The sequence below is a fragment of the Arthrobacter sp. 754 genome (genome assembly GCF_040548695.1).
Lineage (GTDB): Bacteria > Actinomycetota > Actinomycetes > Actinomycetales > Micrococcaceae > Arthrobacter.
This window is the reverse complement of record NZ_JBEPSC010000006.1, coordinates 337046-363668: the sequence shown is the minus strand read 5'-3', so window position 1 is coordinate 363668 and position 26623 is coordinate 337046. Positions and strand designations below refer to the sequence as shown.

At 65.9% G+C, this 26623-nt stretch carries 25 protein-coding genes; 11 read left to right on the top strand and 14 right to left on the bottom strand.

Annotated elements, in window-relative coordinates; all coding sequences use genetic code 11:
- Positions 1–42 precede the first annotated feature (42 nt).
- Positions 43–1410 carry an MFS transporter gene (locus ABIA70_RS18410; protein WP_354149018.1) on the top strand — a complete coding sequence of 456 codons (1368 nt, stop codon included), beginning with the start codon at positions 43–45 and terminating at the stop codon, positions 1408–1410.
- A gap of 16 nt (positions 1411–1426) precedes the next feature.
- On the top strand, positions 1427–2974 hold the full coding sequence (locus ABIA70_RS18405; RefSeq protein ID WP_354149017.1) for an acyl-CoA synthetase: 1548 nt from the start codon (positions 1427–1429) through the stop codon (positions 2972–2974).
- A 27-nt stretch (positions 2975–3001) separates the two neighbouring features.
- Here ABIA70_RS18405 and gluQRS read toward each other — a convergent pair whose 3' ends face one another.
- Positions 3002–3883, bottom strand: coding sequence for a tRNA glutamyl-Q(34) synthetase GluQRS (gluQRS, locus tag ABIA70_RS18400; protein WP_354149016.1), 882 nt, complete (start codon positions 3881–3883; stop codon positions 3002–3004).
- Positions 3884–4278: 395 nt separating this feature from the next.
- On the opposite strand from gluQRS, the gene ABIA70_RS18395 reads away from it, so the two are divergent.
- The gene (locus ABIA70_RS18395) at positions 4279–4749 is read left to right on the top strand and encodes an Lrp/AsnC family transcriptional regulator (protein WP_354149015.1); all 471 of its coding nucleotides are present in this window, start codon (positions 4279–4281) and stop codon (positions 4747–4749) included.
- A 4-nt stretch (positions 4750–4753) separates the two neighbouring features.
- Here the strand turns inward: ABIA70_RS18395 and ABIA70_RS18390 are convergent, their stop codons facing one another.
- On the bottom strand, positions 4754–5209 hold the full coding sequence (locus tag ABIA70_RS18390; protein WP_354149014.1) for an Lrp/AsnC family transcriptional regulator: 456 nt from the start codon (positions 5207–5209) through the stop codon (positions 4754–4756).
- 103 nt (positions 5210–5312) lie between these two features.
- Here ABIA70_RS18390 and ABIA70_RS18385 point away from each other — a divergent pair, with 103 nt between their 5' ends.
- On the top strand, positions 5313–5966 hold the full coding sequence (locus ABIA70_RS18385) for a LysE family translocator (RefSeq protein WP_354149013.1): 654 nt from the start codon (positions 5313–5315) through the stop codon (positions 5964–5966).
- 62 nt (positions 5967–6028) lie between these two features.
- On the opposite strand, the gene ABIA70_RS18380 is transcribed toward ABIA70_RS18385, so the two are convergent.
- The 6 genes from ABIA70_RS18380 to ABIA70_RS18355 all read right to left on the bottom strand — a co-directional run bounded on the left by ABIA70_RS18380 (position 6029) and on the right by ABIA70_RS18355 (position 11654).
- On the bottom strand, positions 6029–6388 hold the full coding sequence (locus ABIA70_RS18380; protein WP_354149012.1) for a nuclear transport factor 2 family protein: 360 nt from the start codon (positions 6386–6388) through the stop codon (positions 6029–6031).
- 155 nt (positions 6389–6543) lie between these two features.
- Positions 6544–7509, bottom strand: a complete 966-nt coding sequence (locus tag ABIA70_RS18375) for a hypothetical protein (protein WP_354149011.1) — start codon at positions 7507–7509, stop codon at positions 6544–6546.
- Positions 7510–7518: 9 nt separating this feature from the next.
- On the bottom strand, positions 7519–8019 hold the full coding sequence (locus tag ABIA70_RS18370; RefSeq protein ID WP_354149010.1) for a DUF456 domain-containing protein: 501 nt from the start codon (positions 8017–8019) through the stop codon (positions 7519–7521).
- A 147-nt stretch (positions 8020–8166) separates the two neighbouring features.
- Complete coding sequence (locus ABIA70_RS18365) at positions 8167–9366, bottom strand: NAD(P)-dependent malic enzyme (protein WP_354149009.1); 1200 nt, start codon at positions 9364–9366, stop codon at positions 8167–8169.
- Positions 9367–9655: 289 nt separating this feature from the next.
- Positions 9656–10264, bottom strand: a complete 609-nt coding sequence (locus ABIA70_RS18360) for a TetR/AcrR family transcriptional regulator (RefSeq protein ID WP_354149008.1) — start codon at positions 10262–10264, stop codon at positions 9656–9658.
- Between the two features lie 103 nt (positions 10265–10367).
- Positions 10368–11654 carry an MFS transporter gene (locus tag ABIA70_RS18355; RefSeq protein ID WP_354149007.1) on the bottom strand — a complete coding sequence of 429 codons (1287 nt, stop codon included), beginning with the start codon at positions 11652–11654 and terminating at the stop codon, positions 10368–10370.
- A 130-nt stretch (positions 11655–11784) separates the two neighbouring features.
- On the opposite strand from ABIA70_RS18355, the gene rraA reads away from it, so the two are divergent.
- From rraA to ABIA70_RS18340, 3 genes are all read left to right on the top strand, one after another.
- Positions 11785–12282, top strand: coding sequence for a ribonuclease E activity regulator RraA (rraA, locus tag ABIA70_RS18350; protein ID WP_354149006.1), 498 nt, complete (start codon positions 11785–11787; stop codon positions 12280–12282).
- 115 nt (positions 12283–12397) lie between these two features.
- Complete coding sequence (locus ABIA70_RS18345; RefSeq protein WP_354149005.1) at positions 12398–14047, top strand: MDR family MFS transporter; 1650 nt, start codon at positions 12398–12400, stop codon at positions 14045–14047.
- Between the two features lie 204 nt (positions 14048–14251).
- The gene (locus ABIA70_RS18340) at positions 14252–15688 is read left to right on the top strand and encodes a sugar porter family MFS transporter (RefSeq protein ID WP_354149004.1); all 1437 of its coding nucleotides are present in this window, start codon (positions 14252–14254) and stop codon (positions 15686–15688) included.
- Positions 15689–15801: 113 nt separating this feature from the next.
- Here ABIA70_RS18340 and ABIA70_RS18335 read toward each other — a convergent pair whose 3' ends face one another.
- The 4 genes from ABIA70_RS18335 to ABIA70_RS18320 all read right to left on the bottom strand — a co-directional run bounded on the left by ABIA70_RS18335 (position 15802) and on the right by ABIA70_RS18320 (position 20536).
- Positions 15802–16320, bottom strand: coding sequence for a GNAT family N-acetyltransferase (locus ABIA70_RS18335; RefSeq protein WP_354149041.1), 519 nt, complete (start codon positions 16318–16320; stop codon positions 15802–15804).
- A 246-nt stretch (positions 16321–16566) separates the two neighbouring features.
- A complete protein-coding gene (locus ABIA70_RS18330) occupies positions 16567–17730 on the bottom strand; it encodes a mannitol-1-phosphate 5-dehydrogenase (RefSeq protein ID WP_354149003.1) in 1164 nt (387 codons plus the stop codon).
- Positions 17730–19760 (bottom strand): PTS mannitol transporter subunit IICBA, encoded by a 2031-nt coding sequence (locus ABIA70_RS18325; protein WP_354149002.1) that lies wholly within the window; start codon positions 19758–19760, stop codon positions 17730–17732. The genes ABIA70_RS18330 and ABIA70_RS18325 overlap by 1 nt, the downstream gene beginning before the upstream one ends.
- Before the next feature lie 50 nt (positions 19761–19810).
- Positions 19811–20536, bottom strand: a complete 726-nt coding sequence (locus tag ABIA70_RS18320; RefSeq protein ID WP_354149001.1) for a TetR/AcrR family transcriptional regulator — start codon at positions 20534–20536, stop codon at positions 19811–19813.
- Positions 20537–20695: 159 nt separating this feature from the next.
- Between ABIA70_RS18320 and ptsP the strand changes: the two genes are divergently transcribed.
- Positions 20696–22381 carry a phosphoenolpyruvate--protein phosphotransferase gene (gene ptsP, locus ABIA70_RS18315; protein WP_354149000.1) on the top strand — a complete coding sequence of 562 codons (1686 nt, stop codon included), beginning with the start codon at positions 20696–20698 and terminating at the stop codon, positions 22379–22381.
- Positions 22382–22424: 43 nt separating this feature from the next.
- Positions 22425–22703: an HPr family phosphocarrier protein gene (locus ABIA70_RS18310; protein ID WP_354148999.1), complete on the top strand. Its 279-nt coding sequence runs from the start codon at positions 22425–22427 to the stop codon at positions 22701–22703.
- Between the two features lie 4 nt (positions 22704–22707).
- Here ABIA70_RS18310 and ABIA70_RS18305 read toward each other — a convergent pair whose 3' ends face one another.
- On the bottom strand, positions 22708–23490 hold the full coding sequence (locus ABIA70_RS18305) for an alpha/beta fold hydrolase (RefSeq protein ID WP_354148998.1): 783 nt from the start codon (positions 23488–23490) through the stop codon (positions 22708–22710).
- Positions 23491–23539: 49 nt separating this feature from the next.
- Between ABIA70_RS18305 and ABIA70_RS18300 the strand changes: the two genes are divergently transcribed.
- Positions 23540–23947 carry a helix-turn-helix domain-containing protein gene (locus ABIA70_RS18300; protein ID WP_354148997.1) on the top strand — a complete coding sequence of 136 codons (408 nt, stop codon included), beginning with the start codon at positions 23540–23542 and terminating at the stop codon, positions 23945–23947.
- On the opposite strand, the gene ABIA70_RS18295 is transcribed toward ABIA70_RS18300, so the two are convergent.
- Entirely contained in the window at positions 23944–25164 is a 1221-nt protein-coding gene (locus ABIA70_RS18295; protein ID WP_354148996.1) for a PucR family transcriptional regulator, read from the bottom strand. The genes ABIA70_RS18300 and ABIA70_RS18295 overlap by 4 nt on opposite strands.
- A 235-nt stretch (positions 25165–25399) precedes the next feature.
- Here ABIA70_RS18295 and ald point away from each other — a divergent pair, with 235 nt between their 5' ends.
- Complete coding sequence (ald, locus tag ABIA70_RS18290) at positions 25400–26518, top strand: alanine dehydrogenase (protein ID WP_354148995.1); 1119 nt, start codon at positions 25400–25402, stop codon at positions 26516–26518.
- The last annotated feature ends 105 nt before the right edge of the window (positions 26519–26623 follow it).

Genomic DNA, 26623 nt, shown 5'->3' with positions numbered 1-26623 from the left:
CGTTTTCTTCTTCCGTACTCATCCGTACCAAAAGGAACAGCCATGTCCGGAATCACCCAGCTTCAAGCCATGGGCACCGCGGAGCGCCGCAAGGAAGCGCGCACCGTCATCGCCTCCAGCTACCTCGGCAGCACCATCGAGTACTACGACTTCCTCCTCTACGCCACCGCCGCCGCCGTGGTCTTCCCAAAGGTCTTCTTCAGCGGGATGGACGACTGGGTGGGAGTGGTGGCCGCCTACGGCACCTTCGCCGCCGGCTACGTCGCCCGCCCCCTGGGCGGCATCATCTTCGGCCACTTCGGCGACAGGATGGGCCGTAAGAGCATGCTCATCATTTCCATGCTGGTCATGGGCATTGCGTCCACACTCATCGGGGTGGTCCCGGATGCCTCCGTGGCCGGGCCGTGGGGTGCGGTGCTCCTGGTGATCCTGCGCGTTTTCCAGGGCATCGCCGTGGGCGGCGAGTGGGGCGGCGCAGCGCTGATGGCCCTGGAGCACTCCGAATCCGGAAAACGCGGCTTCGCTGCATCATTCGTCAACGCCGGCGCACCGACCGGCGCCGTCCTTGGCACCCTCATGATGGGCGCGTTCTCGGCCCTGCCCAACGACCAGTTCCTCACCTGGGGCTGGCGCGTGCCGTTCCTGCTCTCCTTCGTACTGCTTGGCGTGGGTATGTTCGTCCGCCTGAAGGTCTCCGAAAGCCCCATCTTCAAAGCTGCACTTGAGCAGGAAAAAGTCGAGCGGGAACGCGCCGACCGGGAAGCGCGCGAACAGGGGCTGACCAGCAAACGTGACATCCCGCTGCTGCAGGTGCTGCGTCGCCCCAAGACCCTGATCTTCACCATGCTCGCCGGGGCCGCCGGCTTCGCCCTCCAGGTGGTGCTTGCAACTTTCTCGGTGACCTTCGCGGTATCCAAGGGCGCGGACAGGCAAGGTGTTCTATACGCCTTCGCCGCAGCGTCGGCCCTGTCCATCGTCTTTGTCATCCTGGGCGGCCGGCTTTCGGACAAGCTGGGGCGGCGCCCCGTGATGATCGGCGGGCTGGTGCTGTTCATCATCTACCTGGTTCCGATGTTTGCGCTGCTGTCCTCGAACAACATCGTCCTGATCTTCGTGGCATTCGCCGTCGGCCTGATGATCCACTCCACCCTGTTCGGGCCCTTGGCGGCCTTTGTGTCCGAACAGTTTGGCACCACGTCCCGCTACACCGGGGCATCACTGGGCTACCAGCTGGCCACCCTGCTGGGCGCCGGTTTCACCCCCGGCATCGTGGCCCAGATCTTCAAGGATTCCGGACAGGATACGGGCTCGGTGGTCACCTACCTGGCCATCATGTCCGTCGTCTCCATCGTCTTCATCCTCCTGACCAGGGAGCCGAAGAACAACGACCTCCTGACAGTCAAGTCCTGAGCGGAAAGGGTTCGCCGTGGAAAACTTTGGCATTGGCTCGTGGCTGCAGCGCCGCCGCCCCAAGTCCGGCAGTAAGGCAGCACTGATCAGCGGAGAGCAGGAACTGAGCTATGAGGCGCTGGCCGAGCGGTCCTCCCGGCTGGCCAACGCTTTGAGGGACGGCGGCGTGGCCAAGGGAGAAAGGGTGGCCTACCTGGGCGACAACCACCCGTCCTTTCTCGAAACCCTGTTCGCGTGCGGGCAGCTGGGCGCCATTTTCGTCCCCCTGAATACCCGGCTTGCCCCGCCCGAAATCCAGTTCCAGCTTGTGGACTGCGGAGCAGCCACCCTGGTTCATGGCCTGAGCCTGGATGCCCTCGCCGTGGCAGGTGCGGCGGGCACACCAGTGGCCCGGCGGATCGCCGTCGCGGACTCCGCAGACGCCAACGGACAGGACCCGACGGCGGCGGAAGACTTCGAGGCCGTCCTCGCCTCCGGCGCGGAACAGTACATCGATGAGGAGGTGGGGCTGGACGACGGCGCCATGATCCTTTACACCTCCGGCACCACCGGGCACCCCAAAGGGGCGCTGCTGACGCACGGGAACGTCGCATGGAACTGCCTGAACGTGATCGTGGACTTCGATTTTGCCTCCACTGACGTGGCCCTGATGATCTCCCCCATGTTCCATGTGGCCTCCCTGAACATGGGGGTCCTGCCCACCATCCTCAAGGGCGGGACCGTGGTCCTGGAAACGAAGTTCGATCCCCGCAGGACGCTCGAACTCATCGAAAAGCACCGCGCCACCACCATCAGCGGCGTGCCCACGACCTACCAGATGCTGTGCGAGCACCCCTCGTGGGACAGCGCGGACCTCAGTTCGCTGAACAAGCTGACGTGCGGCGGTTCGGCAGTGCCGCTGCGGGTCATTGACGCCTACGAAAAGCGGGGCCTGCGCTTCTCCAACGGCTACGGCATGACGGAGACCGCCCCGGGGGCAACCACCCTGCCCGCTGCCCGCTCACGGGAAAAAGCGGGTTCATCGGGCCTTCCCCACTTCTTCACAGACGTGCGGATCGCCGACTTCGACGGCAGGGTTGTTGAGCCCGGGACCGTGGGCGAGATCCAGATCAAGGGCCCCAACGTAATCCGCGAATACTGGAACCGGCCCGAGGCGAGTGTGGAGTCCTACGCGCCCGGCGGCTGGTTCAGGTCCGGCGACATGGGCTACAAGGATGACGAGGGCTTTGTGTTCGTGTCGGACAGGCTCAAGGACATGATCATTTCGGGCGGGGAGAACATCTATCCGGCCGAAGTGGAGCAGGCGATCACCGAGCTTGAGGCAGTGGGCAGTGTTGCTGTGATCGGCGTGCCCGATGAGAAATGGGGCGAAGTGCCCCGGGCGGTTGTGCTGCTGCGTGAGGGGGCCCGGCTCACTGAGGCGGAATTGCGGGCGCACCTGGAGGGGCGGTTGGCGCGCTACAAGATCCCCAAGTCTGTGGTGTTTGTCGATGAGATGCCGCGGACGGCCAGCGGCAAGATCCGGAAGGCGGATCTCCGGAAGCTGTCCGCCGGTCAGCCGTAAGCTGCCCTGGTTGGAAACTCTGCCCGGCTAGAACCCGGTCCACACCCAAGGCTCCCGGGGAAGGCTCTCCGGCCGGAATGCTGTGAGCGCCTGCTCCAGCGTTCCGGCCGGCAGCCCCAAGGAATTGAGAATGAGGTCCCGGACTTCGGCCGCGGATCTCCCGGCACGCCCAAGGTCGGCAAGCGTCACGGCACCGTCGCGCTTGGCCAGCCGGGCGCCGTCGGAATTTACCACCAACGGCACGTGGGCATATTCCGGAACGGGAATATTCAGGAGCCCGGCCAGATACGCCTGCCGGGGCGTCGACGGCAAGAGGTCATCCCCGCGCACCACCTGGTCGACACCCTGATCGGCATCGTCTACCACCACCGCCAGGTTGTAGGCCGTCACGCCGTCGTTGCGGCGGAGGACAAAGTCATCCACGATGCCGGTGAACTCGCCGTGCAGAACGTCCCGCACGGTGTACTCCGTGACCTCGGAGCGAAGCCGGATCGCCGCAGGCCGGGTGGACCGCCTGATCTCCAGTTCGGCACTTCCCAAATTCCTGCAGGTCCCCGGATAGGCACCCTGCGGGGCGTGCGGGGCAGACGGCGCGTCCTGGATTTCGCGGCGAGTGCAGAAGCACTCGTATGTCAGGCCCGCGGCGCTGAGCCTGCCGATCGCCTCCCTGTACAGCCCGGAACGCTCAGTCTGGCGCACGACGGCGCCGTCCCACGTCACGCCGACGGCCTCCAGGTCGCGGAGCTGCTCCGCCTCGGCGCCTGCGCGGGCGCGGTCGAGGTCCTCCACGCGCAGCAGGAAGTCCCGGCCGGTGGAACGGGCGAACAGCCAGGCCAGCATCGCGGTGCGCAGGTTGCCCACATGCAGCTCCCCTGAGGGGCTGGGGGCAAAACGGCCTGCCGGGGTCATGGAACCAACCCTACGCAACAGGGCAACGCGGGGTCACTTACGGCCCAAAAAGGAGGTCCGGAGGGGCATCAAGTGACCCCGCGTTGTGTTCCGGGGTGGTGCAAATACAAGAGCCCCTCAGCTACGGCCGGCTGCGGGAGTCGGGCGTGGCTCAGGGGCTCTTGTTTGATCTTGCAGAGTGACCATGGTGTGAACAAGCGTCAATCAGCGGCGGCCTCCTTGCGGGAAGCTGGGTCCAGGGGCCGGGTGGTGTGCCGGGGTTCCTGTAGCCTGCGGGCTTTGGCGGTAGCCGTTGCCTTGTTGCCACAATTTGACCAGAGAACCTACAGTTGGCACAACAGGCGTTCTATTGATTGGTCAGTTTGACCAGCCAACATCATCCCCACCGACAGGAAGTGATCAGATTGCAGCAGCACCTCGACGCAACGGACCGCCGGATCCTTCTCGCCCTTGACGAGGATCCACGCGCTCCGGTCATGGTCCTGGCCCAGCGGCTGGGCCTGGCACGCGGAACGGTGCAGGCGCGCCTCGAACGGATGACGGCGTCGGGGTTCCTCCGCCCCAACAGCAGCCGGGTGCTGCCTTCCGCGCTCGGCCGCGGGGTGGCTGCGGCGGTCAGCGCCGAACTGGACCAGAGCCACCTCAACGAAGCGATCGCTGCCCTCCGCGAAATCCCCGAAGTCCTCGAATGTCACGCGCCCGCCGGCGACACCGACCTGCTCATCCGTGTGGTGGCCACCAGCCCCGACGATCTTTACCGCGTGTCCGAGGAAATCAGGCTCTGCCCAGGCATCGTGCGGACCTCCACCAGCATGTTCCTGCGCGAGGTCATCCCCTACCGCACCTCCGGCCTGCTGCAGGACTGAGCCGTTAGACCGGTGGGCCGGCGTTGGATTTGAGGTTCTTCATCACGAGTGTGGACGTCAGCCGCTCGACGCCGGGCAGTGACGTGAGCTCGGCATCGTAAAAACGCTGGTAGGCAGGCAAATCCTCGGCGATCACCTTAAGGAGGTAGTCAGGCGAGCCGAAGAGCCGCTGCGCCTCGACGATGTTTGGATTGTCCGCCACCCGGTTCTCGAAGATTTCCATAGTGGAGCGGTCCACTTGGCGCAGGGTGACGAACACGATGGCCTCGAAGCCCAGGCCGACGGCGGCAGGGTCGATGTCCGCCTTGTATCCCCGGATCACACCCGACGCCTCAAGATCGCGCAGCCGGCGATGGCACGGCGCGACGGTCAGGCCCACCTTCGCAGCCAAGGCCGTGGCAGTCATTCGGCCATCCTCCTTGAGATGGCGCAAGATATTCCTGTCGATATGGTCGATCACGCAAGAATCTTACACATAAAGCCGCCTGCTCGGCGAAAAGGGTAAGCACTTATGGCGGCAGAATTAATAAGGTTGTCCTGTAACCGTCGGACAGGAGCCCCTCGTGAATCCCCAGTTGTTTGTTGCCTTCGTAGTGGTGGCCGCTGCCCTTGCCTGCACCCCGGGGGTGGACTGGGCGTATTCCATCGCCGCAGGGCTGCGGCAGCGCAGCTTCGTCCCCGCCGTGGCAGGGCTCTGCGGCGGCTATGTGCTGCATACCGTGCTGCTGGTGGCGGGCCTGGCGGCCCTCCTGTCGGGACAGCCGGGGGTCCTGGGCTGGCTCACCGTGGCCGGCGCCGGTTATCTGCTGTGGCTGGGCATCAGCACACTCCGCTCCTGGCGCGGCGCCTCCTTCACCGCTGCAGACGCCGTCGGGAAGCCCGCAAACCAGCTCCGCACCTTCCTCCAGGGCATGGGCACCAGCGGGATCAATCCCAAGGGGCTCCTCTTTTACGTGGCGCTGGTGCCGCAGTTCGTCAGCCAGGAGGCCGCCCTCCCGGTGCCGGTCCAGTCCGGGCTGCTGGGCCTGACCTTTGTGGCACTGGCAGGGACCGTGTACACCTGCGTAGCGCTGCTGGCCCGCAAGCTCCTCCAGTCACGGCCCGGCGCGGCGAGAACGGTCACGCTGGCAAGCGGGATCATTATGATGCTGCTTGGCGTGGTGCTGCTTTCCGAGCAGCTGGTCCCGCTGGTTGCCGGACTCATGCGCCCAGCCTGAGGGCCAGCCCTGAGGGTACGGGCCTGAGGGGCCAGGCCTGAGGGTAAGGGCGCAGGGCGGTTTCAGTCCTTGCGCTCCATGAACCACTCGGTGAATTCGGAGGCCCGCCCGTCCGGCTCCAGGCGGACCACCCAGAGGTTGTCGTAGCTGGGCCGGTCGCCCAGGTAGTCCGTGAACCCCTGCACAAAGGCCAGGGCGCCGTCCGTCCCCAGCAGGTTCCAGTCGAAGATCCAATCCTCGGGCTCGTCGCGGGCCTCCAGCCACCGGTCCACGATCTGTTCGCGCCCCCGCCAGGGATCCGTGTCATGCGGCCGGGTTTCGTAGACGGCGTCCTCGGTGAAGAGTGCGCGGATGTCCTCCGGCTCATTGGTGGTCCACGCCGCGATGTATTTTGCCATCCAGGAATTCACTGCCTCGCTCATGCCTCCGTTGTACTCCGGGGCGGTGGGCTCCACAAGGTTGGCTCCCCAGGGCCGGCTGACAGGGCCGGCTGAAGGGGCCAGCTCACAGGGCCGGCTGACGGGGCCAGCTCACATGGCCGGCTGACGGGGCCAGCTGGAAAGGCCTGCCGGGCCGGTCATTTCCCGTCCAGCTGCTCCCACTCCTGCTCCCACAACCGGCGCTCATCAATGTCCTTGCGGATGACCTCGAAGGTTTCCAGCTCGGCGGGCCTTCCCCGGAGCCAGTCGCGCGGATTAAGGGATTTGCGGCCGTTGTCCAGCACCAGGAGCGCACGGTCTGTCAGTGCGTCGTTGCGGAGCACCAAATCGGTCTTGCGGCGCCGGAGCACTTCCTTCAGCGTCTCGTGTGCTTTGGCGTGCGCCCCGAGCCGCCGCAGGGCCCGGCCCCGGAGCAGCAAAAGCGCCGCCGACAGGTCATCGGAGTTCGTCAGGCCCTCGGTCCAGATCACCACTTCCTTGTCCCGCCCCAGGGAGAATGCCAGTGCACAGCGCGCCAGCGCGGACGGCAACGACGGCGGCAGGCCGGACACCGTCTGCAACGCGGCGTCCAGCTGCCCCGTTTCCCTCAGCGAATGCGAGAGCGCCAGGAACACGGACTCCTGGCTGAACAGAACGGGAACCACGATGCGTTCGGCGACCTCGACCCGGGTGACCACGCGCGTGAGGTAGGTGGCCGCATAGATGTTGGCGTCGTCGTCGTTCCTGATGGACAGGCCGCGCTGGAGCAGTTCGGAAGCACGCAGGTAGCCGCCGTGCTGGTAGGCGAGGAGTCCGGCCATGACAGAGCAGAGCCCCGCCCAGCCGGGGTAGGTGCGGCCCAGGGTGATGAGCCGCTCGGGTTCCTTGCTGTTGAAGATGGCGTCGTGTACCGCTTTGGCCGGCCGGGCCGGCATCCGCTTGAGCCTGGGGACCTCGCCGTCAACTGAGATCAGCGCCGCATCCCGCCCGCCCAGCACGCCGTGAATCAGGCCGCCCACAGTCCCCGCGAGCTCACGGACCGGCGTCTGCAGGTGGGTGTGGCCGAACGGCGTCAGGTCGCGCGTATCCCGGTAGATCGGCCCTCTTGCATCCCCCACGGTCATGCTTCCATGCTACGTGGCTGCGGCCACCCAGAGCCCGATGACCCAGGTGCTCGCTGCCAGGCACGCCAGCCCGAACTCCGCCAGCATGCCCATGCCTGTGGCCTTCAGGGCGGCCCAACTGGTTGAGGCCGCCGTGCCAATGTTCCGGGTGCGAAGGAATTCGCTGAGCAGCAGACCGGCGGCGAAACCCACAAAAAGCCCCACCACCGGGATGACGAACATGCCGGCGACACCCGCCACCAGGCCGATCACCACGCTGCGGTTCGGAATGCTGTGCTGCTTCAGCTTCCGTCCCGTCAGCACAGCACTGGCCGCCATGCCGGCGAGCACAAATACCATTCCCACCGCGAAGACCACCCAGCCGGCAGCTCCCGCGCCACCCCAGATCGCCCAGGCCAGCAGGCTCAGTCCAATCAGGAAGCTGCCGGGGAGGACAGGGATGATGGTGCCCGCCACACCGACCAGGATCGCCAGGCCGCACAGGATGGTCACAACGGTTTCGGAGTTCATGCACCCCAGCTTAGGGCGGCTGCGGGGCCGCTCCCGGCACAGCCCGGGTTAACGAAGGGGTTAGCGAACGGGTTAACGCCCGACGGCGGCGCCCCGGGTAGGGAGGCACCGCCGTCGGGCGTTGTGGCCGGCTGGTCCGAGCAGGGGCTACTCCGCAACCACCGCTGCGGCGACGGCTGCCGTCACTGCCGGGGCAACGCGGGGATCAAGCGGGCTGGGCACGATGTAGTCCGCTGACGGGTCAGCTTCCGCGAGTTCCGCGATGGCCCGTGCCGCGGCGAGCTTCATGGCGGGCGTGATCCGGCGGGCGCCGGCGTCCAGCGCACCGCGGAAAATTCCGGGGAAGGCCAGCACGTTGTTGATCTGGTTGGGGAAATCGCTGCGGCCGGTGGCCACAACGGCAGCGTACTTGGACGCCACCTCGGGCAGCACTTCGGGGTCCGGGTTGGACAGTGCGAACACGATGGAGTCGGCGTTCATCAGCTTGAGGTGGTCCTCGGCGAGCTTCGAGGAGGAAACCCCGATGAACACGTCGGCCCCGAGCAGGGCCTCGCCGGGGCCGCCGGCGATTCCGCGCGGGTTGCTGCGGTTGGCCATCTGGGACTTCTTGCTCTGCGGATCGGCGGCGATGTCCGCGCGCTCACTGGTGATGACTCCCTTGGAGTCGAGCAGCACAACATCGCTGATGCCGGCGGTAAGCAGGATTTCGGCGACGGCGATGCCGGCCGCGCCGGCACCGGAAACCACCACTTTGAGGGCCTCCAGTCCGCGGCCGGTGACCTTGGCGGCGTTGGTCAGGGCGGCGAGGGCAACCACGGCGGTGCCGTGCTGGTCATCGTGCATGACCGGGCAGTCCAGTGCCTCAATGAGCTTCTCCTCCAGCTCGAAGCAGCGCGGTGCCGAGATGTCCTCAAGGTTGACGGCGCCGAAGCTGGGGCGGAGCCGGACGAGGGTTTCGACAATCTCGTCCACGTCGGTGGTGTTCAGGACCAGGGGAATGGAGTCCAGCTCGCCGAACGTCTTGAACAGGGCGGACTTGCCCTCCATGACGGGCAGCGAGGCGCTGGCGCCGATGTTGCCCAGGCCCAGCACCGCGGTGCCGTCGCTGACCACTACCACCAGGCGCTGCGCCCAGGTGAGGGTCCGGGCGAGTTCCGGGTTGTGGTGGATGGCGCGGCTGACCTCGGCCACCCCCGGGGTGTAGGCGATGGACAGGTCGCGCTTGTTGGACAGCGGGACCGTGCTGGTGATCGAGAGCTTGCCACCCTGGTGGGCGTCAAAGATCTCCGCCTCAGTCAGTGCGGTAGCGGCGGAATTGTCGGTGGGTGCGATTGCGTCAATGGACACTTCGTTGTCTCCTGGGGCTAGCCGTGGGCGCACGGCGCAGAAAGGCTCAAGCGCAGGGAGGCTTAAGGTGATGGTCGTTGGCGCTTCTTGGGCCCAGTGGTGGCGGGCCCGGTGTGAAGCTGTTGCAGATGCTGGTTGCCAGCCACTCCGGTCCTGCAATGATAATCAGGGCGCGCAGGGCGAAACGGCGCTCACGCGTCCAACGGGCCGCTTTATGGCCCAAATCGGCATCTTTTGTGACTCAACTCACGTCAAAAAGCGCATTTAAGGGCGTATTGGTCTAGACCGGTTACGCCGTTCGGCGGCTCATATCGACCGCTTGCGAGGCCGGGGCAAGCAGGGTGCACGCCTTTTTAAGGTCTTCTTCGGCTTCGAAGAGCGATAACCGGCGGTTGCGGACTGACTGGACCAGACCAGTGACGGTCAGCAGGAGGACCCGAGCCGCCGCGGCGTCGTCGGAGGCTACCGAGACCGCCTTTTCACTCAGGGTGTCGATTTCCCGCAGGAGGGCGGTGGTGTCCTTCTCCTCGAGGTAGACACCGCGGCGCAGGCACTGTTCGACGGCGGGCTGCATGACCCGCATGTGGAAGATTTCCATCACCACACCGGTGAGCGCCCGGCCGCCGAAGCGGGAAGCTGAAGTCCGTGTGCGTGCCTGCAGCTCGTCCAGCTGCTGGCGGTACAGCGACAGCATCAGGTGCGTGGCGGAGGGAAAGTAGCGGTGCAGCGTGCCCAGCGGCAAGTCGGCCTTTTCCGCAATCACGGACAGTTCCACCGAGTCGAGACCCTGGCGGGCAAACCCGGCCGCGGACTCGAGGATGCGCGCATAGCGCAGCCGCTGGCGGGGAGTGGCGGGCCGGTCGGCCATGGGCGGATAAACGGAAAGGGTCTCAGGCATCAGCATTCCGGTGTTGTGTTTTTACAGGGCAGCAGCCGGGAGCGTCCCCATCCCATACCGCCTGCAGTCGGCCCCAACTATACGCCACCCGTGAATGGCGTTTTCAGTCAACTCCCTTGATCTTCACAACGAACACGGCGCCCAGCAGGCCGATGACTGCCGCTGTAGTGAACAGGGTGACGTACCCGCCGAACTGCGTCACCGCGAGGAAAGCGAGGCCCGTCGCGAACACCTGCGGCAGCGAGGCGGCCACGTTAATGACCCCCATATCCTTGCCGCGGTCCGCGGCCTGCGGCAATACCTGCGTCAGCAGCGCAAAGTCAACGGCTTGGTAGGCGCCGTAGCCGATACCCAGGATGGCGGCCCCCACCAGGGCGCCGGTCCACACGGGGAAGAACGCCATGGTGAGGCCTGCCATGGCGATCATGACGGAGGAGGCGATCACGAAGGGCTTGCGCTTGCCCACCCGGTCGCTCCAGGGGCCCGCAAGCACCGCAGTAACCATTACCAGCGCCGCATAGATCCCGGTCAGGGTCAGGACTCCCAGCGCCGGGTTCTCATGCTTGAGGACGTCCCCGAGGAAAAAGATCAGGTACACAATGGTCAGCTGGTTGCAGACGTTGACCAGGAAGCGGGTGAGCCACGCCCAGGCGAAGTCAGGGTGGCGGGCCGGGCTGATCCAGAAGCCGCGGAGGAAACTGCCCCACGAGAACGGCGGCCGCAGCTCCCTGGGCAGCGGCGGGTCATTGCGGTGGAACAGGTACGGCGCCACGGAGAACAGCAGGGCGGCCGCACACATGGTGTAGCCCACCATGAAATTTCCCGACACCACCGCCCCGAAGACTGCGCCCAGGAGGATGCCCGCCGTTTGGCCCAGGGCCGCCAGTCCCCCCACTCCGCCGCGCTGCAGCACCGGCACCCGGTCCGGGATGGCGGCGGTGATGGCCGCATAGGCCGCGTTGGCGCCCAGCTGGACCAGGCACCAGAACAGGACCATCAGGGCAACAGCTGTGGCCCCGGACATTGCCAGCAACGCTGCCGTGGCCAGCACGGCACCGGCCAGGACCCAGGGGGAACGACGGCCGAAACCCGAGACCGTCCGGTCGGACAGCGCCCCGAACAGCGGATTGGCCACCAGGGATACGGCGGCGCCGCACCCAAGTACGAGGGAGGCGATGGCTTCCTTGTTGGCTTCGTCGATGCCAATGGCCTGCTGGGCGATAAAGATGTTGATGGGCCCGAAGAACGCGGCGTTGATGCCAACGTTAACCAGCACCAGCCCGGTCACCCAGCGCGCGGTGACCCTCTGCGTCGGCTCGGCGAGCGCCGCCGTCGTACTTTCTGCTGCAGGGCTGGGATCCGCTGCTGCGGGTGTGTCGGAGACGCTCATGGCTGGTTCCCCCTGGAACGGTTGGCGATTCTGAAAATCAGACTATCGTGGGCATCACCCCGCAGCGTGTCATACGCCGGGGACATTCCCAGGCGCACTTGCCCGCTCTACGGACTCCAAGGAGAACCACATGGCCGCACCAGCCGAAAACACGTCCAGCCCCGCCGTCAACACGGCCGATCTCTACGATGAGCGCGGCGAGGAACTGGCGTCAGTCTCCCTCCAGTTCCAGGCCCTGGGCGGCCGCTCACACTTCAGCGGGCCGGTGAGGACCATCCGCTGCTTCCAGGACAACGCGCTGGTGAAGTCCACCCTTGCCACCCCCGGCGACGGCGCCGTGCTGGTGGTGGACGGCGGCGGGTCACTGGGCACTGCGCTGATGGGGGACATGATTGCCGAGAGCGCAGTGGCAAACGGCTGGGCCGGCGTCGTGATCAACGGGGCAATCCGGGACCGCGAAGCGATCGCGCGGCTGGACCTGGGCGTCAAGGCGCTCGGCAGCAACCCTCGCAAGAGCGCCAAGGACGGCGCCGGCGAGGTTGATGTGGACGTGGTGATCGACGGCGTGACCTTCCGTCCCGGTGCCACTGTCTGGTGCGATCCGGACGGCATACTGGTCCAGCGCTGAGACTGGGACCTGCCCCGGGTGCGGGGGAAACCCCGGCCGCGGGAACAAAACGGCAAGTAACATAGTTACCGAAAGCAACTATAAGCTTGATCCCTTTTCTTCCCCTGGAGCAGTCATGTCCAAAACCACTGCCGTGCGAGCCGCCGGCGAAACCCTGACACGGCGTCAGATCGTCACCGTGATGGTGGGGCTCATGCTGGGCATGTTCCTGGCATCCCTGGACCAGACCATCGTTTCCACCTCCATTTACACCATCGCCAACGACCTTGACGGGCTCTCGCTCCAGGCCTGGGCCACCACTGCGTACCTCATCACCTCCACGGTCAGCACACCGCTGTACGGGAAGCTGAGCGACATCTTCGGCCGCCGGCCGCTGTACCTGATCGCCATCGCGATCTTCCTGGTGGGCTCGCTCTACGCCGGTTCCGTGCACTCCATGACTGAACTGGCCCTCGCCCGCGGCGTCCAGGGCCTGGGCGCCGGCGGCCTGCTGGCACTGGCGCTGACCATCATCGGCGACATCGTGTCCCTGAAGGACCGGGCCAAGTACCAGGGCTACTTCATGTCGGTGTTCGGCATCTCCTCAGTGCTCGGACCTGTGGTGGGCGGAGCGTTTGCCGGATCAGCCAACATCCTGGGCTTTGACGGCTGGCGCTGGGTGTTCTTCATCAACCTGCCCATCGGGCTGGCCGCGCTGACCGTGGTGTTCCTTTTCCTGCACCTTCCGGCCAAGCACGTGAAGCAGAAGATCGACTACTTCGGCGCCGCCGCCATCACGCTCGCCATCGTCCCGCTGCTGCTGGTGGCTGAACAGGGCCGCAGCTGGGGCTGGGCCTCCCTGAACTCCTTCCTCTGCTACGGGCTGGGCGTGGTGGGCATCATCTGGTTCCTACTGGCGGAAAAACGGGCCGGTGACTACGCCCTGATCCCGCTCCGGCTTTTCCGGAACACGACCTTCGGCCTGTCCTCGCTCCTGAACTTCATCATCGGCATCGGCATGTTCGGGGCCATCGCAATGCTCCCCATGTACCTGCAGTTGGTGAAAGGGCTCACGCCCACCGAGGCCGGCCTGATGATGATCACCTTCACCGTGGGCATCCTGACCGGTTCCATCACCGCCGGGCGCACCATATCGGCGTCGGGGACGTACCGGATCTTCCCTATCCTGGGCACGGCCATCCTCACCGCGGCCGCGCTCGTGATGGGCCTGTCCCTGGGTGTGGATACGGGCCTGTGGGTCCCCGGCGTGATTGCGGTGTTCTTCGGCATGGGGCTGGGTTTCTGCATGCAGCCGCTCACGCTGGCGATGCAGACCTCCGTGCCGCCCAAGGACATGGGCGTGGGCACCTCTTCCGCCGCGTTCTTCCGGTCGATGGGCGGCGCGGTGGGCACCGCGGTGTTCATTTCCATGCTGTTCAGCCTCGCCGCCAGCCGGATCGCGGAGACCATGAAGTCGGCCATGGAGAGCACCGCCTACCAGGCCGTCCTGAAGGACCCTGCCGTGGCCGCGGACCCCGCCAACGCCAAGCTCTACGAGTTCTTCCGGAACGGCGCGTCGAATGATTCGCTCAACGACACCAGCTGGCTGCACTCCGCCAACAGCGTGCTGACGCGCCCCATCACGGAGGGCTTCGCCTACGCCATCGACGCCGTCATGCTCACCGCCGCCGTCCTCACCGGCGTCGCCTTCCTCATCAGCCTGGCGCTGCCGAAGAAGAAGCTGACGGATCCGAAGGCGGCCAGGGAGCCTGTGGCGGCCCACTAAGGCCCCGGCGCACCGCTAAGGCGCCGGACCGACGGCGGCCCATCCGCCGTCGTCGGCTTCCGGTCCGGTGGGCAGGGGTGCAAGTGGAACCGCGGGCGGTGACGTGCCACACTGTTTAGCGCGTGTGCGCCGGCCACCGGGCCGGTACCGCAGCCGACGACGTCCGCCACCCGCATCCACCCAACCCCAAACGCAGGGAGCGCCATGTCCACCGCCAAGGAGCAGACAACTGCCAAGGTTCCGCAGCGGGTGATCTGGCTGGCGCTTGCAGGGGCGGTGGGCGGCTTCCTGTTCGGCTTCGACTCATCGGTGGTCAACGGGGCCGTGGATGCCATCAAGGATGAGTTTGCGCTCTCCGAGGCGGTCACAGGCTTCGCCGTCGCCGTCGCTTTGCTGGGCTGTGCCGCGGGCGCCTTCCTGGCCGGCAAGGTTGCCGACCGCTACGGCCGCATACCGGCCATGAAGATCGGCGCACTGCTGTTCCTGGTCAGCGCCATCGGAACCGGCTTCGCGTTCGGCGTCTGGGACCTGATCTTCTGGCGCCTCGTGGGCGGCCTGGGCATCGGCCTGGCGTCGGTGATCGCCCCGGCCTACATTTCCGAGATTTCGCCGCGGCAGGTCCGCGGCAGGCTGGCCTCGCTGCAGCAGCTCGCCATCACCACAGGTATCTTCGCCGCGCTCCTGTCCGATGCCCTCTTCGCCACCAGCGCCGGCGGTGCGGACCACGCGTTCTGGCTGGGCATGGAAGCCTGGCGCTGGATGTTCCTCGCCGCTGCGGTTCCGGCCGTGGTCTACGGCTGGATCGCGTATACGCTGCCCGAGTCCCCGCGCTTCCTGGTGTTCCAGGGCAAGGAGGACGAGGCCCGCAAGGTCTTCGATTCCATCGCCCCCTCCGATGAGACCGACCGGCACATCCGCGAGATCCAGGACGCCATCGAAGAGGACAAGCTGGCCGGCCAGAAGGGCTCGCTCCGGGGCAGGACCTTCGGACTGCAGGCCGTGGTCTGGGTGGGCATCATCCTCTCGGTCCTGCAGCAGTTCGTGGGCATCAACGTGATCTTCTACTACTCCACCACCCTGTGGAAGGCCGTCGGTTTCCAGGAGAAAGACTCCCTCACCATCTCGGTGGCCACCTCCATCACCAACATCCTGGTGACCCTGGTGGCCATCGCCCTGGTGGACCGGATCGGCCGCCGCCCCATCCTTTTGGCCGGCTCGATCGGCATGGCTGTCTCCCTGGGCACCATGGCCTTGGCATTCTCCTCCGCAGTGGGCTCCGGTTCCGAGATCTCCCTGCCGGGCGCCTGGGGTCCGGTGGCTTTGGTGGCCGCCAACGTTTTTGTGGTCAGCTTCGGCGCGTCCTGGGGACCCCTGGTGTGGGTCCTGCTCGGCGAGATCTTCCCGTCGCGGATCCGTGCACGTGCCCTGGGCCTGGCAGCGGCCGCGCAGTGGGTGGCCAACTTTGCCATCACGCTCAGCTTCCCTGTCATGGCCGCCGCCTCGCTGCCGCTAACTTACGCCATGTACGCGCTGTTCGCCGCCGCATCCTTCTTCTTCGTGATGTTCAAGGTGCCGGAGACCAACGGCATGTCGCTGGAGCAGGCCGAGACGCTGTTTGTCCGCAAGGGCTCCGCCGCCTGACCCCAACGCTCTGGCACCTCCTGCGGCTTTCCGGACAACGCTCTGGCACTCCCTGCGGCTTTCCGGGCAACGCTCTGGCACCTCCTGCGCCTTTCCGGGCAACGCTCTGGCACCTAGAGCGTCAGCTTCATGCCTTCGTGGCCGGCGTTAAAGCCAAGGCGTTCGTAGAACCTGTGGGCCGCGGTTCGGGATTTGTGGGTGGTCAGCTGCATGAGGGTGCAGCCGCGGCGCCGGGACTCGCCGATGGCCCACTGCACCATCACGTTACCGATGCCCTGGCCCCGAAGGCTGGCCGCCACCCTTACGCCCTCGATCTGCGCGCGCCACGATCCCTGCCGGGAAATGCCGGGCAGGAAACTCAGCTGGAACGTCGCAACCACCGGACCAGCGGCGGCCCCGGGCGGCAACAACTCCCCTACAACGAGCAAGTGGGACGGGTCGGCGTCGATCGCTGCAAAAGCCCGTTCATACGGCGCCATGTCCCCGGCGAGTTCCCGCCCGGCACCCATCGAATCGTCCGCGAGCAGCGCAACGATGGCGGGGAGGTCGGCGCGCAAGGCGCGCCGGAGCCGGAACGTCCGGCCGTCGACGTCGGCAGCGAGCAAAGGAGGAGGGGTCTCTTGGTTCCGCATCACCGGACCAGCATTCCACAGGACGGGATAGTTCCGGCCCGATAACGAGTGAGACAGCACGACGCCGGCACTCACGGTGAGTGCCGGCGTCGTGCAAGAGGGTTCCCCAGAACCCCAAGGAACTGCGAGAGGGTTCCATAAAAACCCACAGGAACTGCCAGAGGGTCGCCCGAAAAGCTGCAGGTGGTGAGAGAGAGCGTCCTGGGGGTGGGGAGGCAGTGTGGGAGGGAGGGAGGTCGGGGTCAGTCAGGCCGGGGCCTTTGCCCCTTCCTGCTGGCGCTCTTCCACGAGGGTGGAAACGGCGCTGAAGAGCGGATGGTCCGGTGCCAGGCCGGTGATCCGCTCGGTGGCCTCCGCTGCGGATGACGACGCCAGGATCTGCGCAAGCTCAGTGGCCTCGGCGTCCGCCGGGTCATTGAAACGCAGGGCCGCGGCGATGGCACCAAGGAGCGCCTCCGGCACGATCCCGCGCTCAGCCAGCTCCGCAGCCGGGCCGATGAACCGTTCGTGCCGGCTCAGCTTCCGCAGCGGGGCCCGGCCCACCCGGTTCACAGTGTCAGGCAGGTGCGGGTTGGAGAACCGGAGCAGGATCTTCTGGACGTAGGCTTCCTGTTCGTCGTTGCTGAAGCCGTGCTTGGCCACCAGGAGCTGCTTGGTCTCCTCGAGGACCGCCCGGACGTCCTCGGCAACATCCTGGTCCGCCATGGCCTCGGAGATTTTCTCCAGGCCTGCCTCGAAGCCGAGGTAGGCGGCGGATGCGTGCCCCGTGTTCACGGTGAACAGCTTCCGTTCGATGTAAGGCGAGAGGTCGTCCACGAAGGTTGCGCCCGGAATCACCGGCTCGGCCCCGGCGAACGGGGTGCGGTCGATGACCCACTCATAGAACGTCTCCACCGTGACGTCCAGGCCCTGGCCCGGCTCCTGGTTGGGTACGATCCGGTCCACGGCGGTATTAGCGAACACCGCCGCGGAGCCAAGGGACCCGGCGGCGTCGTCCCACAGCGCGGCCACTTCCTCCCGGAGGATGTCCGTGGCGTTAATGGCGTTTTCGCACGCCATGACCTGCAGCGGCGGCAGGGACTTTTCCCGTGCGGCGATGCCCTTGGTGATGGCGGGCGCCACGAACTTCAGGATGTGCGGCCCCACCGCAGTGGTGACGATGTCCGCCGTCGCGATTTCCCGCACCAGTGCAGCCTCCTGGCTGCCGGAGTTCAGCGCCCGGAAGTTGTCCACCGTCCGCACGGTGGGGTGCTCCCCCATTTCGTGGACTTTGTAGCTTTCAGCCGCGGCCAGCTGGTCGATCAGGGCATCCGCCACATCGGCGAACACCACCTCATAGCCCGCGTTATGCAGCAGCAGCCCCACAAAGCCGCGTCCGATGTTGCCTGCTCCGAAATGTACGGCTTTCACTATGCATTCACCTTGCCGAACAGCGCCAGGACTTCATCCACGGAGGTTGCTGCTTCCAGCTGGGCTACCTGTGCCTTGTTGGTGAACACCTTGGCGATGGAGGACAGGATGTGGAGGTGCTCGTTGTTCACGCCGGCCACACCCACCACGAACTTGACCTGCTTGCCGTTCCAGTCAATTCCCTCCGGGTACCGGATCACGGACACCGCGGACTTCATGATGTGGTCCTTGGCCGCGTTGGTGCCGTGCGGGATTGCCAGGAAGCTGCCCATGTAGGTGGAGACGGATTCCTCGCGCTCGTGCATGGCGTCGATGTAGGCCTCATCCACGGCACCGCGTGCCAGCAGAAGCCGGCCGGCTTCGTCGATGGCGGCGTCGCGCGTGGTGGCCCTGCCGTTGAGGATCACACTGTCGGGCACCAGGATGTCCGACGGCGCGGGGGCGGGTGCCGCGTCCACCGGGGCATCGGCAACGTGGGCGCCGTGTCCGGCAGCGGCGGCAGCAGCAACAGCAGCGCCGGCACCGGCGGGAGCACCGGCGTCGGACGTCCGGCCCGTGGTTCCCTCGGTGTTGCTTTCCTTGACCAGCTCAACGATTTCGTCGTAACGGGGGCTGTTCATGAAGTTGTCCACCGAGAAATGCGCGGCGCTGGCCGTGGCCGGCTTGGCGCGTTCGGTGAGGTCCTGGTGCGTGATCACAATGTCGTAGGTGTCACTGAGGTTGGCGATGGCGGAGTTGGTGACCTTGACGTCCGTGAAACCTGCAGCCTTGATCTTGTTCCGCAGCACGGAGGCTCCCATGGCACTGGATCCCATGCCGGCGTCGCAGGCGAAGACGATGTTCTTCACGGGACCTGCAAGCACGGCCGTACCCACGCCCGAACCGGCAGCTCCGGTCAGGGTGGAGGAGACGGAGCTCTTCTTGCCCTTGAGGGATTCCATCTGGGAGGTGGCGGCGGCCAGGCTGTCTTCCTCGGTGTTGCCCACAGGCGTTTTGCTGGCCTTCAGGATTACCGAGGCAATCAGGAAGGACACCGTCGCGGCGAGCAGCACAGAGAGCGCCACCCCGAAGTAACTGTCGCTGGCGGTAGCTGCAAAGACGGCGATGATACTGCCCGGGGCTGCCGGGGAACGCAGGCCCGCGCCGGTGATCACGAGGGTGAAGATACCGGTGATGCCGCCACCGATTGCGGCGAGGATGATGACGGGCTTCATCAGGACGAACGGGAAATAGATTTCGTGGATGCCGCCGACGAACTGGATCAGAGCGGCGCCGGGGGCTGATGCCTTGGCCAGGCCCTTGCCGAAGAACATGTACGCAAGCAGGATGCCCACGCCGGGGCCCGGGTTGGCTTCGAGCAGGAACAGGACGGACTTGCCGTTTTCCAGTGCCTGTTGTGTGCCGAGGGGAGTCAGGATGCCGTGATTCACGGCGTTGTTCAGGAACAGGACTTTTGCCGGTTCAATGAAGATGCTGGTGAAAGGCAGCAGGCCGTTATTGACCAGCCCTTCGACCACGGTCTTGGCGCCATCGCTGAAGGCCGTCACCACCGGGCCCATCACCAACATGCCCACGATGGCCATTGCGGCGGAAACAATGCCTGCGGAGAAGTTGTCGATCAGCATCTCAAAGCCCGGCTTGACCCGGCCTTCCCAGACCTTATCCAGCTTCTTCATGATCCAGGCCGTCAGCGGACCCATGATCATGGCGCCGATGAACATGGGGATGTTGGTTCCCACAATCACCCCCATGGTTGCGACCGCCCCGACCACGCCGCCGCGGACGCCGTGGACCATCCGGCCGCCGGTGAAACCGATCAGGAGCGGGAGGAGGTAGGTGATCATCGGCCCGACGAGCTTTGCCAATTGCTCATTGGGGGTGAAGCCCGCCGGAATGAAGAAGGCCGTGATGATGCCCCAGGCGATAAAAGCGCCCATATTGGGCATGATCATTCCCGAGAGGAACGTCCCGAATTTCTGGACGCCCACCCGCAGGCTGGTGCGGGGTTGTGCAACTGTCTCTGTTGCCATGTGATTTCCTAACCGTCATTCCTGCGGCTGCGCAGGGCTGGGTCCGATATTTACGACGAGCTGGTGGAGATCCGGTGAAGCCATTCGAGGAAAAGCTTGAGTTCCGAGCTCGAGAGCTGGTCTGAATGCGACGCCTGAAGTGCGGCGTTCAGGGCGATCGCTGCCACCACCACCGAGGATTTCCCGGAGTCTTCCGCGACGGCCCCTTCGGCCTGCTCGGAGGACACCGCAAAGATCATGGCGTCTCTGGTCATGGTGGACAGTTCAAGGTTCCGTTCGGCGGCGGGTTCCGCGATGAGCATCAGTGTCACACCCACGTTGGCGGCCAGGATGGACCTGGCTGCTTCCCGCGGCTGGACATTGAGCAGGCCAGCCACTGCGGCTTTGTTCAGCATCTCCTCCATCAGCGCCTCGGCATCTGCAACGATGGCGGGGCGGCTTTCGGGGCGGATATTTCCGAACATCACCAGATACAGCTCCGGCTGGTTGAGCCCGAACTGGACGTGGTTGTCCCACATCCGCCGGATATCCACCAGCGGATGCCCGGACGGGGCGAAGTCCCTCTCGCCCGCAACATATTCCTCAAAACCTGCGGCGACGACGGCGTCGAAAAGGCCTTCTTTGTCACCGAAGTGGTGGTACAGCGTAGGCGCCGTGACGCCCGCCAGCTGCGTGATCTGGCGGGTGGAAATGGATGCCCCCGCTGAATTTGCCAGCAATTCTGCGGCTGCCCGCAGCAGCCGCATTTTGGGGGGAAGCTGGCCATCCAAACTCATAGCCGCTACCCTATCACCTATAACATTGCTATATGAACTGAATCACATACAATTTTTTCAGGCGCGTTTCCGCTGTTGCACGGAGTAGTTGCGGCGGCCCCGGCATGGCGCCGGGACAACCTTGGCGGGCCTGGCTATCGGAAAAGAACGAGGAACTCAGTGCAGACCTTCCCAGGAGTAGGCGTCAGCCCCGGCCGCGTCATCGGAACCATCCGCCAAATGCCCAAACCGATCAGCGAACCCCCCGCAGGCGAACAACTGCCCGCCGGAGTCACCGCCGAGGATGCGACAGCCGCCCTGAAAACCGCCTCCCAGGCCGTTCACGACGAACTGAAGAACCGTGCCACCCTCGCGACCGGTGACGGCAAAGCAGTCCTCGAGGCCACAGCACTGATGGCCAAGGACACCATGCTGATCAAGGGTGCAGCCAAGCTCGTGGCCCGCGGCACCTCCGCCGAGCGCGCCATCTGGGAGTCCGGTTCCTCCGTTTCGGAAATGCTCCACAATCTAGGCGGCTACATGGCCGAACGCGCCACCGACGTCCTGGACGTACGGGCACGGATCGTCGCCGAGCTGCGCGGCGTGCCCGCGCCCGGTATTCCCGCCTCCAACACGCCGTTCGTCCTGGTGGCCGAGGATCTGGCGCCGGCCGACACCGCCACCCTGGATCCGAACAAGGTGCTCGCACTGGTGACCGCCGGCGGCGGTCCGCAGTCCCATACCGCCATCATCGCCCGTTCCCTTGGTCTGCCGGCCGTGGTGGCGGCCGTAGGCGTGGACGAACTGAAGGACGGCACGGAAGTCTATGTGGACGGCGCCGCCGGCACCATCACCGCCGAGCCCGACGAATCGCTGCGCGCCACGGCGGAAGCATGGGCAGCCACCGCTTCGCTGCTGGCCGAATTCAGCGGCACGGGAACGACGGCGGACGGCCACCTGGTGCCTCTCCTCGCCAACGTCGGCGGCGGGAAGGATGCCGAGGCAGCAGCGAAACTTGGCGCCCAGGGCGTTGGACTGTTCCGCACGGAGTTCTGCTTCCTGGAACGGGACACCGAGCCCACCGTGGAAGAGCAGGCGGCGGCCTACCAGAGCGTTTTTGATGCCTTCCCCGGCAAGAAGGTGGTCCTGCGCACCCTCGACGCCGGTGCCGACAAGCCGCTGCCGTTCCTGACCGACTCCACCGAACCCAACCCTGCGCTGGGCGTCCGCGGCTACCGGACGGACTTCACCACCCCGGGCGTCCTGGACCGCCAGCTCGAAGCAATCGCGCTGGCAGAGAAGGCCTCCCAGGCTGATGTCTGGGTCATGGCCCCGATGATCTCCACGGCCGAAGAGGCTGCCCGCTTTGCCTCCATGTGCGCCGACGCCGGGATCAGGACGCCCGGGGTAATGGTGGAAGTCCCATCCGCGGCGCTGACGGCCGAAGCGATCCTCCGCGAGGTGGGTTTCGCGAGCCTGGGCACCAACGACCTCACGCAGTACGCCATGGCCGCCGACCGCCAGCTCGGCCCGCTCGCCAACCTGAACACCCCGTGGCAGCCGGCCGTGCTGCGCCTGGTGGGCCTGACGGTGGAAGGCTCCCGGGCAGAGGGCCACAACAAACCCGTGGGCGTCTGCGGTGAGGCGGCCGCGGACCCGGCCCTCGCCGTCGTACTTACCGGCCTGGGGGTCAGCACGCTGTCCATGACCGCACGGTCGCTCGCTGCTGTGGCCGCCGTCCTCAAGACCGTCACGCTCGCCGAGGCGCAGGAGCTGGCCAAGCTTGCCCTGTCCGCGCCGAGTGCCACCGAGGCCCGCGCCTGGGTGCGGGAAAAGCTGCCCATCCTGCAGGAACTCGGCCTCTAGTTACACCTTTCTACAACCGCACCCATCCACACCAGGAGGAACCATGCCCGAACGCACCGCCACCATCGCCAGCCGCTCCGGCCTGCACGCACGCCCAGCGGCGCTGTTTGCAGAAGCTGCCGGAGAGGTTGGAGTGGAAGTCACCATTGCCAAGCCGGGAGAGCCTGCGGATGAGGCGCTGGACGCATCGAGCATCCTGTCGCTGATGACGCTGGGGGCTGAAAACGGAGACGTTGTGGTGCTCCGGGCCGAGGGCGACGGCGCCGACGCGGCACTGGACTCGCTGGTCAGGCTCCTGGAAACAGACCTCGACGCGGTGTAGTGCCTCAGGCGGTGACGCCGAACCCGTCGACGGCGCGCACCCAGGCGGTGATCGCGGCAGCGGCAGGTCCCGGGGCAGTGTGCTGAAAAACGTGCCCCTGCCCCGGGATTTCGGTCAGGCTGCCCTGGGCTGCCTGACCAGCCAGCCGTTCACACCAGCCACGGCTGGCCACTGGATCCTTGCTTCCACGCATCACGAGCACAGGCTGGCCGATTCCCTGGACCCTGGCTTCGATGGGGTATTCCATCATCACCGGCAGCTCGGTCAGGTACCAGCGAAGTCCGGCCCGGAAGTAGTCCGAGAACACTATGGCGTTCGAGGTCAGGCTTTCGCTGAACATGGAATCGCGGGTCAGCGCAAGCGCCTGCCGGGCCACTGATTTGCGGTGGTCGTCCACCACGGGGCCCATCAGCACTACGCCGGCCACCAGCTCCGGCTGCTGCAACGCCAGTTCAACAGCATGCTGGGTTCCCATGGAATGGCCGATCACCACGCAGGATGTCACGCCGGCGTCGGAAAGCGCCGTGTGGACGAAGGCCGCATATTCACCCACCGGCACCTGGCGGCCGGGCCTGGGCGAGTCGCCGAAGCCCGGGAGGTCAAAAGTGTAAACGTCGGCGTGTGGGGCCAGCTCGTGGTGCAGCCGGGCGAGGTAGCGGTGGGAGACCCCGATTCCGTGCAGGAGGACGTACACCGGGCGCGCGGAGCCCCCGGCAGCCGCAACTGAGGCGTACAGCCGGCCGGTCAATCCGCCGAATTCAATGGCTTTGCCACCGCTGAGTTTCATCCAGTGAGCATACCGCCGTCCGCAGGGGATCCGGGGCTAGGCTGTTGGGATGGCACTGATAGCTCCCAGGATGACCTCCGGCCTTCCGGCCGAGGACGCAGGAAAACTGCGGCGGGCACTGGAAGGCGGCAACGACATCACGGTGTTTGTTGATGGCACAGTCCACCGGCTGACGCCCCAGGCGAGGGATGCCGTCGTCGACCTCCTCAGCAGGTTCAGCCGCGGCGAAGCGGTCACCGTCAGCAGCGTTGAGGAAATGCTCACCACATCCCAGGCAGCGGAACTCGCCGGGATTTCCCATACGTACCTGCGGAACATGACCGACCGCGGCGAGATTCCGGTGGAATACCGCGGCACGCACCGCCGGATCAGGCTGGCTGCCATTCTGGCCTGGCTGGACCAGCAGAAGAAGAGCGAACAGCAGGACACCCAGCAGCAGGACAGCAGTACCGGCTAAATCCGCGGCCTCATGGCCCATCGCCGCATCTTCAGGGCCGCGTGGAGCTCCAGCCGCGGCATTCCCCTGAGCGGGTCCACGCCCAGCAGCTGGCGGATGCGCCCCAGCCTGTTGTAGATGCTGCTGCGGTGCAGGTGAAGTTTGGTGGCAACGTCCTGGATGGAGCCATCGTTGTCGTAGACAAGTTCCAGCACCGGGAGGAGCTCGAGGTTGCGGTCGTGGTCCTCCAGCATCCGGACGTAGACCGAGCCCGAATCAGCCCAGGCACTGGCCCCTCCCCCGGCCGAGCCCAGCAGCTGGTAGATTCCGGTGGCCCGGCAGTCCACCAGTTCGCCCAGCTGGGGATCCACCGCCGCCGCCTGCGCTGCCAGGCGTGACTGCCGGTACGCCTCGGCAAGTTCGCGGGGTTTGGCGAAGCCCTCGCTGATGCCCAGGATGATGCGGTGTACCGGCCGTCCGGAGCGCTTGGCCAACTCCAGCTGGTAGTGCACCAGCACCTGGGCGTGGTTGGCCCGCCCCACGGACTCGCGGAACAGCACCACCGAATGGGTTTCGGTTCCCGCGCTGAACAGCACGACGTCGACGCCGACGGTAGCCTGCAGGGCTGCGGACCGGTGGATCAGCGTGGAGGCGATGGGGTCAGGGCCCCCGGCCCAGCCGTCGGCGTCGAGCACCGTCACCACCTGCCACGGACCCTTGCCCTGGATTTCCTTCCAGCCCGCTACGGCTGCCAGGGCGTTGGCTTCCCCGGAGCAGGCGGCCAGGAACTCCCGTTCCCGGCCGCGTCTGAATTCAGATTCGGCGGTGTTGGATTCCAGCAACAGGCCCGAGAGCTGCTCGATTTCCTGGCCGACGTCCGGCAGCTGGGCAAGGATCACCGCCGGGTTTTCGTCCTCCGAATCCTGCTGGACCCACAGGTAGCCCACGCGGAAGCCCCGCACCATCAGCGGAACGCAGACCCGGCCCAGCATTCCCAAGTCCGGGTTGGCGGGGATCGCCAAGGGACGGACCGCCGTGGCAATGCCATGCGAGAGCTGCCAGGCGCTGACGTCGACAGGCACCCTTTTGCTGAGCAGGAAGTTGACCCGGACCTTGTCCGCGTGGGCCTGGTTGGAGCTGTAGGCGAGCAGCAGGCCATCCAGATCTTCCAGCGAGAGGCCACGCCCGAGCTTTCCGGCCACCTGCTCCACAAGCTGTTCAACATCCTGCTGCTGCATGGGGCAACACTACTGCCTGGCGGGCCGCTGCGGCGAACGGACAGCAGGCGACACCTGACGCTTCCACGCTGAACAAATGTCGATTCATACGGCCCAAAAACCCCGGAATGGCGCGGATTCGTACCCGGGGCCCATCCCGGTTTCGTGTCGGCTGGATCACAACCGGATTTATTCTGGAAGTACACATTTTCCCCGCAATTCCGGGCCCAAAGGCCCGGTGAACATGGAGCCCAAAATGATCATCGGCGTCCCCAAAGAGATCAAGAACAACGAATTCCGCGTGGCCATCACCGCCGCCGGCGTCCACGAGTTCCGCACCCACGGGCACACCGTCCTGGTGGAACGCGGCGCAGGTCTTGGTTCCGGGATCACGGACGAGGAATACGCCATCGCCGGCGCCGAAATGGTTGCCGACGCGGACGACGTCTGGGCCCGCGCCGACATGGTCATGAAGGTTAAGGAACCCATTGCCGCGGAATACCACCGCTTCCGCAAGGGCCTGATCCTCTTTACCTACCTGCACCTCGCGGCCGAACCGGAACTGACCCGTGAGCTGATCAACTCCGGAGTTACCGCCATTGCCTACGAAACCGTCCAGGAAGGCCGTTCCCTGCCGCTGCTGGCCCCGATGTCCGAGGTCGCCGGCCGCCTTTCCGTCCAGGTTGGCGCCACTTCCCTGATGGCTCCAGCAGGAGGCAAGGGTGTGCTGCTTGGCGGCGTCCCGGGCGTCCGTCCTGCCAAGGTGGTTGTTCTCGGCGCCGGTGTTGCCGGAACCAACGCAGCTGCCATGGCCCTGGGCCTGGGCGCCGACGTCACCATCCTGGACATCAACATCAACCGACTCCGCGAACTCGACGCCCAGTACCAGGGCCGTCTGAAGACGGTGGCCTCGAACAAGTACGAGATCGAGAAGTCGGTGGTGGACGCGGACCTGGTGATCGGCTCTGTCCTGATCCCCGGCGCCAAGGCTCCCAAACTGGTCAGCAACGAACTCGTCTCCCGCATGAAGCCCGGCTCCGTGCTCGTGGACATCGCCGTGGACCAGGGCGGCTGCTTCGAGGACACCCGCCCCACCACGCACCAGGAACCGACGTACAAGGTGCACAACACCATCTTCTACTGCGTGGCCAACATGCCCGGCGCCGTGCCCAACACGTCCACCTACGCACTGACGAACGTCACCCTCCGCTACGCCGTTGCACTGGCCAACCTGGGCGTCAAAGCCGCATTCGACCGCGACCCCGCCCTCGCCGCCGGCCTCAACATCGCTGCGGGCCACGTGGCACACCACTCCGTGTCCGAAGCCCACGGTCTGCCCCTCGTGGCGGACTGGCACGAACTGGTCTCCGCTTAAGTCCCTGCACGCAGCGGGTCCCCGGCTTGAGCTTCCAAGCCGGGGACCCGCCGTCGTTCATTAGACCCTTCGTTTAGCAGTTTTTAACCGCCGACGGCGCGGAGG

Excerpts from the sequence above, each read along its gene's own strand:
- ABIA70_RS18380 (WP_354149012.1), bottom strand. The coding sequence starts at position 6,388 with ATGAGCGAGGCAGTGAATTCCTGGATGGCAAAATACATCGCGGCGTGG.
- ABIA70_RS18345 (WP_354149005.1), top strand. The coding sequence starts at position 12,398 with ATGTCCAAAACCACTGCCGTGCGAGCCGCCGGCGAAACCCTGACACGG.
- ABIA70_RS18320 (WP_354149001.1), bottom strand. The coding sequence starts at position 20,536 with ATGAGTTTGGATGGCCAGCTTCCCCCCAAAATGCGGCTGCTGCGGGCA.
- ABIA70_RS18340 (WP_354149004.1), top strand. The coding sequence starts at position 14,252 with ATGTCCACCGCCAAGGAGCAGACAACTGCCAAGGTTCCGCAGCGGGTG.
- rraA (WP_354149006.1), top strand. The coding sequence starts at position 11,785 with ATGGCCGCACCAGCCGAAAACACGTCCAGCCCCGCCGTCAACACGGCC.
- ABIA70_RS18310 (WP_354148999.1), top strand. The coding sequence starts at position 22,425 with ATGCCCGAACGCACCGCCACCATCGCCAGCCGCTCCGGCCTGCACGCA.
- ABIA70_RS18335 (WP_354149041.1), bottom strand. The coding sequence starts at position 16,320 with ATGCGGAACCAAGAGACCCCTCCTCCTTTGCTCGCTGCCGACGTCGAC.
- ABIA70_RS18355 (WP_354149007.1), bottom strand. The coding sequence starts at position 11,654 with ATGAGCGTCTCCGACACACCCGCAGCAGCGGATCCCAGCCCTGCAGCA.
- ABIA70_RS18305 (WP_354148998.1), bottom strand. The coding sequence starts at position 23,490 with ATGAAACTCAGCGGTGGCAAAGCCATTGAATTCGGCGGATTGACCGGC.
- gluQRS (WP_354149016.1), bottom strand. The coding sequence starts at position 3,883 with ATGACCCCGGCAGGCCGTTTTGCCCCCAGCCCCTCAGGGGAGCTGCAT.
- ABIA70_RS18370 (WP_354149010.1), bottom strand. The coding sequence starts at position 8,019 with ATGAACTCCGAAACCGTTGTGACCATCCTGTGCGGCCTGGCGATCCTG.
- ABIA70_RS18300 (WP_354148997.1), top strand. The coding sequence starts at position 23,540 with ATGGCACTGATAGCTCCCAGGATGACCTCCGGCCTTCCGGCCGAGGAC.
- ABIA70_RS18325 (WP_354149002.1), bottom strand. The coding sequence starts at position 19,760 with ATGGCAACAGAGACAGTTGCACAACCCCGCACCAGCCTGCGGGTGGGC.
- ABIA70_RS18295 (WP_354148996.1), bottom strand. The coding sequence starts at position 25,164 with ATGCAGCAGCAGGATGTTGAACAGCTTGTGGAGCAGGTGGCCGGAAAG.
- ABIA70_RS18410 (WP_354149018.1), top strand. The coding sequence starts at position 43 with ATGTCCGGAATCACCCAGCTTCAAGCCATGGGCACCGCGGAGCGCCGC.
- ABIA70_RS18360 (WP_354149008.1), bottom strand. The coding sequence starts at position 10,264 with ATGCCTGAGACCCTTTCCGTTTATCCGCCCATGGCCGACCGGCCCGCC.
- ald (WP_354148995.1), top strand. The coding sequence starts at position 25,400 with ATGATCATCGGCGTCCCCAAAGAGATCAAGAACAACGAATTCCGCGTG.
- ABIA70_RS18375 (WP_354149011.1), bottom strand. The coding sequence starts at position 7,509 with ATGACCGTGGGGGATGCAAGAGGGCCGATCTACCGGGATACGCGCGAC.